Source organism: Spirosoma endbachense (genome assembly GCF_010233585.1).
Taxonomy (GTDB): domain Bacteria; phylum Bacteroidota; class Bacteroidia; order Cytophagales; family Spirosomataceae; genus Spirosoma; species Spirosoma endbachense.
The window spans coordinates 2,259,568-2,270,658 of record NZ_CP045997.1 but is presented as its reverse complement, the minus strand read 5'-3'; the positions used below and the strand labels follow the sequence as shown (position 1 = coordinate 2,270,658).

12 protein-coding genes and 1 pseudogene are annotated in these 11,091 nt (G+C 44.2%); 11 read left to right on the top strand and 2 right to left on the bottom strand.

The features are described 5' to 3' along the window. Positions 1–254: 254 nt before the first annotated feature. Positions 255–464 carry a GDCCVxC domain-containing (seleno)protein gene (locus GJR95_RS42030; RefSeq protein WP_232541123.1) on the bottom strand — a complete coding sequence of 70 codons (210 nt, stop codon included), beginning with the start codon at positions 462–464 and terminating at the stop codon, positions 255–257. 88 nt (positions 465–552) lie between these two features. Here GJR95_RS42030 and GJR95_RS08840 point away from each other — a divergent pair, with 88 nt between their 5' ends. After that, positions 553–990: a response regulator gene (locus tag GJR95_RS08840; protein ID WP_162385530.1), complete on the top strand. Its 438-nt coding sequence runs from the start codon at positions 553–555 to the stop codon at positions 988–990. A 142-nt stretch (positions 991–1,132) separates the two neighbouring features. Then, positions 1,133–1,894 (top strand): SDR family NAD(P)-dependent oxidoreductase, encoded by a 762-nt coding sequence (locus GJR95_RS08835; RefSeq protein ID WP_174260197.1) that lies wholly within the window; start codon positions 1,133–1,135, stop codon positions 1,892–1,894. 54 nt (positions 1,895–1,948) lie between these two features. On the opposite strand, the pseudogene GJR95_RS41790 reads toward GJR95_RS08835, so the two are convergent. Beyond that, positions 1,949–2,184, bottom strand: a pseudogene (locus tag GJR95_RS41790) (winged helix-turn-helix transcriptional regulator). 376 nt (positions 2,185–2,560) lie between these two features. Here GJR95_RS41790 and GJR95_RS08825 point away from each other — a divergent pair. The 9 genes from GJR95_RS08825 to GJR95_RS08785 all read left to right on the top strand — a co-directional run bounded on the left by GJR95_RS08825 (position 2,561) and on the right by GJR95_RS08785 (position 11,050). Beyond that, entirely contained in the window at positions 2,561–2,935 is a 375-nt protein-coding gene (locus GJR95_RS08825) for an alpha/beta fold hydrolase (RefSeq protein WP_162385529.1), read from the top strand. Positions 2,936–2,955: 20 nt separating this feature from the next. After that, complete coding sequence (locus GJR95_RS08820; protein WP_162385528.1) at positions 2,956–3,420, top strand: alpha/beta fold hydrolase; 465 nt, start codon at positions 2,956–2,958, stop codon at positions 3,418–3,420. A gap of 210 nt (positions 3,421–3,630) precedes the next feature. Then, entirely contained in the window at positions 3,631–4,053 is a 423-nt protein-coding gene (locus GJR95_RS08815; protein ID WP_162385527.1) for a response regulator, read from the top strand. A gap of 1,323 nt (positions 4,054–5,376) precedes the next feature. Beyond that, positions 5,377–5,967, top strand: coding sequence for a DinB family protein (locus tag GJR95_RS08810; RefSeq protein WP_162385526.1), 591 nt, complete (start codon positions 5,377–5,379; stop codon positions 5,965–5,967). 156 nt (positions 5,968–6,123) lie between these two features. Continuing rightward, complete coding sequence (locus GJR95_RS08805; protein ID WP_162385525.1) at positions 6,124–7,317, top strand: DUF2911 domain-containing protein; 1,194 nt, start codon at positions 6,124–6,126, stop codon at positions 7,315–7,317. A gap of 317 nt (positions 7,318–7,634) precedes the next feature. Further along, entirely contained in the window at positions 7,635–8,246 is a 612-nt protein-coding gene (locus GJR95_RS41780; RefSeq protein WP_198424820.1) for a hypothetical protein, read from the top strand. 8 nt (positions 8,247–8,254) lie between these two features. Next, on the top strand, positions 8,255–8,776 hold the full coding sequence (locus GJR95_RS08795) for a hypothetical protein (protein WP_162385524.1): 522 nt from the start codon (positions 8,255–8,257) through the stop codon (positions 8,774–8,776). A gap of 572 nt (positions 8,777–9,348) precedes the next feature. Beyond that, positions 9,349–9,882, top strand: a complete 534-nt coding sequence (locus tag GJR95_RS08790) for a DUF2911 domain-containing protein (RefSeq protein WP_162385523.1) — start codon at positions 9,349–9,351, stop codon at positions 9,880–9,882. A gap of 259 nt (positions 9,883–10,141) precedes the next feature. Beyond that, positions 10,142–11,050 carry a hypothetical protein gene (locus GJR95_RS08785; protein ID WP_162385522.1) on the top strand — a complete coding sequence of 303 codons (909 nt, stop codon included), beginning with the start codon at positions 10,142–10,144 and terminating at the stop codon, positions 11,048–11,050. Positions 11,051–11,091: the final 41 nt, after the last annotated feature.

Sequence of the window (11,091 nt, the reverse complement as noted above, 5' to 3'; positions counted from 1 at the left end):
TGGTTATCAACTTGTTAGGGCGAAAAAAGCCCAAAAATATGGTTGCTCAACTAGAAGACTTTGCCGACAAATTCCTAACATTGATTCAGTTCATGAATCAAGAACTGGTTTTATAAGAAAGCCCTGCCTAAACGTATACAGATACAGGGTTAGTGATCACGATTTAATCGACCGTTCTTCTTGGGGCAAGATAGTCCAGATTTATAGTAGAGCGAAGCTTAGAAATACGCGCGTAAGCGGGTTCTGCTACTAAATCAGGCGCAACAGCTCTTTTGTTCTTGAATAGGCGGGCATTTTGCCGATCCATACGAACAGAATACGCAACAGTCGCCCGCAAGCGGCTTTAAAAGCATTTGGCAGGATGTGCATTCATAAAAATAGGTACAAGCGTCAGTCGGCATTACCTCCGCTGCCTGGTGACCACAATTCGGGCATGTAATCACTGATTCAGTTATTACGGTCATAGCTTAGAGTCCTAATTGAAAAGGTATAGGTCTACATGCTTTATTTAGGTAGGTTGCGTATGAAAATAACGATCAAGCCATTCTCCCTTTGAAACTGTTCCCCATTCTTGTCATTGATGATGATCCATTGCTTACTGATGTTGTAGTCCGAAGTGCCAAAAAAGGATTCCCGGAAGCAACTTTCACGCATATGCTTACAGCCACAGAAGCTATAAGTTATATCAAAAACCTGAATGGACAGGGGCCTAAGTTAATTATTCTGGATTTAAACCTCAGCGATACGCTGAGTGGATTTGACTTTCTAACTTTTTTGCAAGGCCATTCGCAAGCTCGGTTGGTGCCCGTAATTGTCCTTACCGTCAGTCAGGCATCTGAGGATATAGAAGAAGCCTATCAACTCGGGGGGACGTCCTTTACCAACAAACCCTTTAGTTCTCAGGAGTGGATCATCTATTTTGATGTCTTACGGAACTACTGGTATAAGACGGCAAAGATGCCTGATATCGTATTCCATAAAGTCGAGTAAGTATAGGTAAGAACAAGCTTATAATTCACTTTAGTAGCTCTAAGGACGTTTCATCCGAAATACCAACGGTCGGTTACTGCTGGCTGTGTTGCAAAACAAACCGAACGCCGTCGCTACGTCGATGCATCCTATTGACAAAACCATGACAATCAAAGTTGCCATTGTAACCGGAGCAGCCCGAGGGATCGGCCTAGCAACAACCAAATTATTTTTGGAGGATAGTTGGCGTGTTGCTATGGTCGATTGTGATGACGAAGAATTACAAAAAGCATCGAATGCACTGCCAGGAACAGTACCAATCTATTGTGACGTGTCTAAGCCGGATATGGTTCAGGAAATGGTGTCAAGGGTACTCGATGCCTTCGGGCGCATTGATGCCCTTATCAATAATGCCGGGGTCGCTATGTTCACACCGCTTGAAAAAACGGATTTTGACACGTGGCGAACGATTATGGCAACCAATTTAGATGGTGTTTTTCTTTGTACACAGACCGCTATACCGGCTTTGAAAGAAAGCCGGGGAGCGGTGGTCAATATAGCCTCCATTTCCGGGCTCCGAGCCAGTACTCTACGAGTCGCCTATGGCACCTCAAAAGCTGCCGTTATTCATCTGACCAAGCAACTGGCCGTCGAACTGGGGGATTATGGCGTACGGGTAAACTGCGTATCACCGGGTCCTGTAAAAACTAAGTTAGCGGAAGCGGTCCATTCCCCTGAAATTATTAAAGCTTATTACGACGGTATTCCATTGAATCGCTCGGCGACTGAACAGGATATTGCCGAAACGGTCGTCTTTCTGTGTTCTACAAAGGCTTCCTATATTACCGGACAGATGATTGCCGTTGACGGAGGGTTCGATGCTTCGGGTATTGGTCTACCAGCCCTTCGAATATCAAGACAATAACTGATTGACAATGAAGTAAGTGGGAGCTTAAGCAACGTTAATAGTTCTGGATAGTTACGTTAAATTAGCCGCTTGTTCAGTGAGCAGGCAATGCGTCATGCCCCACGTATGAAGCGTTTCCAGAACAGGCCGTAATGGCTGCCCATACGCACTTAGGCTATACTCCACACATTTGGGAACTTCGGCGTATACCTGCCGCAGGATGAGGCCATCCTTTTCCAATTCTCTCAATTGCTGGGTTAGTACTTTTGAGAGATCTCAATGGCTCGCTGCAATTGGCTAAAGCGCATCGCCCGATCACGCGGGTTCAACAGTATACTTGTCTTCCATTTCCCGCCAATTAGTTCAACACTTGCCTCTATGGCACACGTATACTGTTTCTTTGGTTTCGACCCCTTCATAACTCATTGATTGTTAGTGCTGGTTACCTTTAGGGAACAATATAACAAAAGGGGGCCTATTTGGCTATATGATACCCAATTACTCACCTTTGTCATCGACCAAATCCTTGAAACCAGTTGAGCAAATGAAAGCGAAAATAAAAATAAGAGTGACTTTTTTTCTCGTTGGGTTCATCGCCTGTACCCTCCTGAGTTCCTATTTAACGATAGCTCAAACTAAAAAAAATCACTGACAACATAGGCAAACGACCCCGCCAATGACCTGTTGAAAAATGCCCATTTCGCCGGATTTAGTAGTCATTATTTTCTCACATCGGATGGGGTAAAACTGCATTATATTCATAAAGGAGCGGGTAAGCCGCTGATTATGGTTCATGGATGGAGCGGAACCGTGAAGGATTTCGCTATGTATGCGCTGCCGTTAAGTAAACACTTTTCGGTCTACATGATTGAGATGCGCGGGCATGGGTATTCCGATGCCCCTACATACGGGGCCAGGATGTCCCGTCTGTCTGCCGATTTACATGAATTTATCACTACCCTGAATCTCAAAAAAACCAAATTGATGGGCTTTTCCATGGGGCCAGTGTACTCTGGGGTTATCTGGAACTGTTTGGAGAAAACACCGTTGACAAACTGATTTTTGTTGATGAGGCCCCAATGTTAGCCGCCAATCCTAAAGACTCTCCTGAGGAAGTACTTGCCTATGGTGGCAATCGAATGGACACCTGGGATTTAGCTAATTCCTTTGCGCCTGGAGGATCAGGCGGTAAATTCGGGAAGTATTTTACTCGTGGTAAATTTACTGTCAATGAGGCCGTTAGTAAACAATTGGCTACAATTCCAGAACCGTCAAAACACTATGCGTTTTTAGCGCCCCTGGTACGGGATCATCTGAATCAGTATTGGCGCAGTGTGTTTCCCCGGATCACGGTTCCCGTACTCATGCTAAGTGGCGATATCTCTCTTGCAACGACCGTAGAGAGCAATGAATGGATGAAACGTACTATCAAAAACGGCACCTGGGTTCGCTTCTCGGAGCAGGAATATGGCACACATTTTCTGCTTCAAAATGCATCCCCAAAGGCGAACGATGCCATTATCAAATTTTTAGAGACTCGCTAAGCGCTTTGGATCGAACGACTGTTGGCCACTCATAACAAATCCTACATGGATCAGTTAAATCCATAGGCAGAGCACTTTCCAAAGTGTTCTTCTTATTCGCCCAGGTGCCCAGTTGGGATGACAACTTGTTGACGGACCCGTGACAACCGGTTGTTGTGATCCGATCCAGGGGGTGGGGAGATAACCATACCTTCGGCAGCCAACGCGTTTATGAATAAGAACGGACCCGTCATCGTCATCGAAGATGATGAAGATGACCAACTGTTATTACAGCTGGTCTTCCAGAAACTGAACTACCCCAACAAAGTCGTTTATTTCCCCGATGGCCAGCAAGCCCTGGAGTTTTTAGAAACAACCCCTGAAGTACCCTTTCTGATCTTATCCGACATAAACATGCCTAAATTGGATGGGTTTGCACTCCGGGAAAAACTTCATTCCGATGCTCAACTAAGCTTAAAGTGCATCCCTTATCTTTTTTTCTCAACGGCGGTTGATCAACGGATGGTAATTGATGCTTACAGCCTATCGGTGCAAGGTTTCTTTATCAAGCAGTCGAGTCTGGCCGAGTTAGAAAAAACGATTACGGCCATTATGGAGTATTGGAAGCGTTGTGCGGCCCCGAATAACTTTTGACAACATGGTTTTGACTGTTTTCTGATCAGAGGTATATGATACAGTAGGGCTGTTGGGGATTAAACCGATAATCTCCCTTTCTTAATCAAAAGTCGTTCGTTTTTTTTATTTGCAACAGTGGTTTCCGAACATTATTGTATAAGTATAGGCCTTCATGCCTTATTAGGTTGCGTAGGCAGAATAATGATTAAACTACTCTCCCTTTTCATGAGACAGTTCCCTATTCTTGTCATTGATGATGATCCATTGCTGATTCATTAAACGGTACTTTGTTCATTCTTTCGAATGTATACCCTAGAACAAGATCAGCCAAAGCTAATGCTTTTGTCCTAACACATTGGGCCGTTTGTATTGTGACAAGTCATCCAGAATAAAGCATGTTCAATCTGCCACAGACAACGTGTCGTTTAAAATCGCAGTGATTTTGCAATGGTCGGGGCAATCGGCGGAAAACTAAAATAGATTTTACAACGGTTATCAGTATCACTTTTTAAACTAGGAAGTCTTTGGGATGAAGTTAGGGAAACCGCAAAGTAGTTACTCTTTTTCTGAGTTACTAGGGTCGAATCTTCTACAATTCGGCAATACTGATCAATGTTGAACCTAATCTTACAAACGTACCACCCAGGTCATACGTTTGTAAGATTAGATTGCGCGTGTCTCGTGAAAGGAGATTCTTATGCCCTAATTACTTATTCTTTCCACTCTGCAATTATTCGCTATTTACTAATCAAATCTCTATAAGCTGGAAAGGTCATTTTTGACCTCTAGCAAGACCACAGTAAGCAAAACACTAGAAAAATAAGCGTCGTACTCTGCCAGCAATTCACTTGATAAATTTAGAAATTTATAAACATCTTTCGGAGATTTCCCCAGGAAGCCGAAACGAGAATCGATTGGGTCGCGAATCGGTTGAGTTAAGCAATTAATACTTGGTACAACATCAGAAACCCTCCAGCAATGGGCGGGCTTTGTTTTTGTGTAACAGGCATTTACGACCCCAAATGCTACCGTTTAGTTATTTCGCTAACCGGCTTTAGGAAGATCTTAAACTCCCTAGTACTTTACAACTTATAAAAAGGTTCGCCAAACAAATTACGGAACTACCAATAGCTGATAAATTGAGCTTTATCGATCCATGATGTTACATACAATACGATGTTGGGTGGAATGCCCAGGTAGAAAAAGGCGCGTGTTTATTCGTGCTTTGGCAACCGGTTGCGACAGGGCGGTTTAGGATCGTTGGGCAGTTTCCGGAAGGCGAACGCCCTGATTAGTCAGGATTCAGTCGGTTAATAAGCGTTTAATCTTATTCTTCTTTTTATGAAACTACCTTCACGACGTTCGTTCCTAAAACAGGGCACCACCGCCTGCGCTCTTTCGCCCTTTCTGGTAGCAGAACTACCCCCGTCTGCTCTGGATGATGAATTTTCCCTCAAAGAGGTCCACTTACTTCAAGGTATGAGTGGCTGGGAGTATAAATCGCTTTGGGGAAATTTAAAAGGAATTACAGAAAAGGAAGCCGACTGGAAGCCCAATCCTGAATCAAATTCTGTGCGGTGGGTAGTGGGACATCTGTGCTGGTTTGAAGAATGGGTAGCTGATGCCATCGAAAACAAGGGCCGTTACCTGACTGATAAAAAGCCTGTGTCAATCGTAGAGCCGACTATGGAAGCGATGAAAGCGCGGTTTGATGCGGCCAAAGCCCGCTCAACACGGCTGATCGAAGGCTTGACTGCGGAGACGTGGACTCGGAAAGTTATTTTCGTTGGTCGTGTTGAGGTACCTATTTTTAATTTGATTCAGTCCCTTGTTTCGCATACAGCTGGACACCGGTATCAGGTTCGGTATATTCGCGGAACCTACAGTCGGGTTTTCCACATCACCAATAAAGCCGATTTTGACCCTTGGTGAGCCTTATTTTGGTTATGCCATGTCACGGCGACAGAGTACACGTACCGAAGGCAGGGCGCTTTGGGCTCGTTAGTTAGTTGCCTGCCAACAAGGCAAACGCTCTGGAAGATAAGCGGATTTCGACACCAGATGATTAGTTAAAAGATAGGGTATTCTATGAAAGATCTCCTTAAATGCGTTGGTGCTTTGTTTCTCTCCTTAATCTTCGCCGGACACAGTTGGGGGCAGGTCAAACCTTATACGGCTTCGTTCATCGGAACTATGGGACCCGACACGGTTTTTGTGGAAACCTACAACCTCATTAACAACCACCTTTACGGGAAAGTACTATTCCGGATGTTTGAAAACCACGTTGGTGTGTTCAACGTGCATTTTTATCCGGACGGTACCATCCGGGAATTCAACATGATGGCGATGGACCCTATCAATAGTTCACTCCCTTATGAGGCCAAAGTAGCCTGGCGATTCCCGTACAACCGTACGATGATTTGTACCAATGATACCTGCACGATTTTAATTTCCAGAAGAGATAGTCCGCAGGAAGTCGTTGTTAAGCAAGCTACCAGCAGCATGGATTTTTATGGTGGCACCAATCCGCTATTCTCCCTGATCGAATGGAATTGCATGCGGCTGGCTAAATCCGGTAAACAAGTACTCGGACCGCTTACCATGACCAATACCAGTGCAGTAAGTAACATTAGTGTTCGTTATACCGGAGAGAACGCAATGGTTTTTGGAGGGCCTTTTATTGAATATACAAAAATCAAGGTAGACGCTAATGGTAGAATTATCAACACAGATGGCACAGGTACCGCCTATAATTTCCTGGTGACGAAGCATGCACCTATTGATATTGACGAATTAGCTAAACGCATGGTCAAAACGATTGGCATTGGAGATCCTTCGCCCAGAGATACCGTGACGGCAAGCATTCAGAAAAGCAATATAAGTATTGATTACAGCAGACCCTCCAGGCGAGGACGCAAAATCTTTGGCGGTGTGGTCCCGTATGATTCGGTTTGGCGTACGGGGGCAAGTAATGCCACTGTTTTAAGCTTACAGCATCCCATTCAGATTGGAAAAACAGTACTCCCCGCCGGAAAATATAGTCTTTACACCATACCTGGTCCTCAGTCTTGGCGCTTAATCTTCAATACAAACACAACAAAATGGCCTACTGACCCTGATAGAAGCAAGGATTTCGCCCAGATCGCTCTCCAGGTGAAAAGTCTGGACACGCCCAAAGATCAGTTTACGATTGATATTCAGGAGACCAAAGTAGGTGGCGTACTAAAATTTCAGTGGGACAATGTAGAAGCTTATACCGACTTTAAAATAATCAGGAATTAGCGTTTACCTGTCACTGAAAGATCAAGCCAACATCAACAAAGCCTGTTCAGCAATGGACGGGCTTTGTTGATTAATGGGGTAGGGGTTTACTGCTCCAGGGTAGCCAGCCTTAAGGCCGTTTGGGGTGTTTCAGCCGACAGACGAACTGCCCGACAAGGCAAAATAATTTTTCATGAGCTGTCACCTCGGCAGGTTCTGAAGGGATGAAGACATAGTTAGACTAAAGTATGGGTGTTATTGGCCGCTCGGCATGGACCGGTCGATGTGAACGCTCCGGTTCAATGAGTTCAACTAAATAATCAATCCATATCAAACTCATGAAAAATAGCACACACGAGATAGGAATAATGCTGATGTGGGCTCTGTTGCTCACGTTGTCATCTTGTGGTCCTTCTGAAGAACAACTAAGGCACGAACGTCAGCAGGCTGAGCAACAGCGCATCGAACAGGAACAGGCTGAACAACAGCGTATTGAGGAGGAACAGGCTGAACAACGGCGGATCGAACAGGAGCAAGCCGAGCAAAGACAAAAAATTGCTTACATGAGTGCAATCAATTCGGTTTTACAATTAGACGCTAATACGTCGAATATTAGTGACTATACAAGTCGAGCGGCTGCTATGAGAAACATAGAAATAACACAATGTCCACAAGACTTTGCCGTCGCTTATCTGGATCATGTTCATGCCTGGGAAGACAGAGCTAAAATTAAAAGCGCACAAAATGAATTAAAAGAATATGGTGGATTAGCGGCTGCGGCTGGGCTGATAGCAACACTAACTGATTCTGATAGTACACCTTTCAGTGATTATGTTGAAGCAGAAAATAAATTACAAGCGCTTGCGAATGAGAAAATAGATGAAATACATCGGACTTGGCAACTTGTTGAACGCACTGCTGTAAGTTATGGTGCAACCCTTCCTCATTAAATCAAAAGATGAAATCACTACTAATAGTCGTCCTGTTTGGGGGAATTATCTGCTGTTCTATGACCCGAGTAGGTCTAACAGTTGACAATATTCATACTACTATTTCAAGACCCGTACTGACAAAATATATTCTGACAGGGACAGTCACTAACGCAACTGTGAATAAGACGGGCAGTGTAGAAATGGAACTTACCGAGATAAGCGATAAAACCTACCGGTGTTCAGGGAAATTTGATGAAAAAATACTCTTTGGTCGTTTCGATCTATATGGCAGAGCATTTGTCGATTTAAATGCACCATCTGCTTTAAGTATCAAATTTGAAGGCGTGTTGAAGTTTGGGAATGGCGATGGGTCAGGTTTTGCCCCTGATACAAAAGCCGCTTTCTTAACTACATTGAACATATTCTCTGACAACGTCACCGGGAGTTACCTAATTGGTGAAATTCCAAATAGTAGCTACAGCAAACTAAAACAAAACGGCCTGTATAACTTAAGGATTAAATCAAAAGTCAGACTCAACCCCAATTAGCCCTGACAGCTCCATCGTAAGATCCATTCATGTTTCGCTTCGCGTGGGTTGCTATTGATTCTGGTCTTTGGTTGCCAACCAGGAGAAACTATTGTGTCAGTAGAAAGGTATTGCCTGGTTCAACCCGTTCAATGATAAACGCCCGACCATTGGCCGGGCGTTTATCATTGAACGGGTTGAGGTTATCGCTTTAAAATACCGTTGAAAAGAACAATTTGCCGTTCCAGTTTGCCCGACAACGAATTCTCTTTAATAAGATTCAGCGAGATAGCCTTTTAAAAAAATCGACCATTTTCATGTATACTTTATTAGAGCCAATAAATAAGATTACGTATCAGTTTTTTTAAGTGTAAATTTTTTCGAAAAACAGTAAGCAAATAAAATGGGTTAATAGTCAGCACTTTATGCGTTTTTAGCTGTATGTAGAAGCTTGCTAGCGGGTCGTATAGCTTACGGAGATGGGTGTAGGAAAAATACAGTTTCCTCCTTATTCATTACATTATTCCCCAAAAACTATCGTTTACTTTGTAGCGTATATGACACAAACAATCAACCAAATCAATTTCACCATCATGAAAAATCTGATTGCAGTCTTTAGTCTCCTGTTTGCCCTGGTATCACTGGCGCAGGCACAGGACAAAAAGCCGCCAGTAAGTCCGAAGTTAACTGTAGAAAGCCCCGATAAGAATATCAAAATTGTATATGGCCAGCCTTCTAAAAAAGGCCGGGTTATTTTCGGACCAGAAGGATCGGCTAGTTTAGAGAAATACGGTAAAGTCTGGCGGACTGGTGCCAATGAAGCTACCGAAATTACGTTCAAAAGCGACGTCATGTTCGGTGACAAAATGGTGAAGGCAGGTACCTACACACTCTTCACCATTCCCGGCGAAAAAGAGTGGAGTGTTTTGCTGAATAGCACACTGGGTCAGTGGGGTGCTTACGACTACGAAAAAATCAAAGGTAACGATGTGGCAATGATAAAGGTACCTGTATCGATGGCTAAAACGCCCATCGAAAAACTGACCATTACGCCCTCTAACAGCAGCATTGCCATTGCCTGGGATAACATGACGATATCAGTGCCGGTAATGAAACACGGCTCGTAAGTTTAACATTGGTAGGTCAGCAACCTGGTAATTTCCCGAATAAAGAATTCCCGGCTTGCTTGGTTTACCTAAATAATTACTTAGCCCGACCTCCGACTCAGGGGTCGGGCTAACTTTTTTTGAGTAATTAATGGGTAAATTCCACCTTTTTTGGTGTGGATTGGGTCTATCTTGCAACAAACGCATTAAAATTTGCGTAAAAAGTTAACAGACAATCAATTAAGTGTGTTATTTTGGGTGACAAAACCAGCTATATTGAATGATGAAACGCTACTTTGTTTTTTTGCTTGTAGTATTGGCCAGCTTGCCTGCTTTGGGGCAGGAATCGGCCGACTACTACCAAATTCCAGACCAGCGTCATCAATATGACCGGTTACTGGCTCGCTATGGTGGTGCGTATACCCGCGATCGCTGGTATGTTTCCCTGAACGGTTTTGTTCGCACAGACCGTGCTAAACTCGATAACTCATTTAATGACCTGATCGGAAGCAATCGGGTAACAAAATTGGGGTGGAGTGCGCTCATTGGCTGGGCTTATCGGGAGCGGTGGGCCGTAGAAGCAGGTTATGTTAGTTCGCCTACTCATACCGAAGTGCTTGTAAATAGCGGTGTTTACCCCTATACCTTCCGATTTTCCAATGACAAACAGGGGCTTGTGCTACGTGGTAAACGGATGATCCTGTCAACCAGCGGCCCCTGGAACAGGTCAGGCTTTTGGCTGACTGGCGGGTTATGGATAACCCCGAACAGCACTCAGGATAAGGGTAAGTTTGCGCTTTCGGGATATGGCTATCGCGATTGGCGTAGAGAGAAGTTAGACACACTCCGATTGAGTGGTCAGACAATTACGAATGCGGTTCCAACAGCCATGGCCGAACTCGGAGTAGAATACAACGTTCGCCTGAACAATCAATTCGATATGGGCTTTTCAGTGCGTAAGCTCTGGGGTTTAGGAAGCTCCATTAAAACGGACGTTACGTACAACATTAATGGCCGGGAAGCGCACCATGCGCAATTTGATGGGACCGGCAGCGGTATGACCTATGGACTAACCCTGCGTTATACCTTTGCACTCCGGCAGACATTGTCGAATGTTCTTGATATTCAGGGGAAGAAGCCCACAGGAAGGAGTAAATTAACGCCGTTTAAGGAACAAATCAAGTATTAGTCTATCGGGATTAGGGGTTGATCTTCAGGGGATTACTAGTA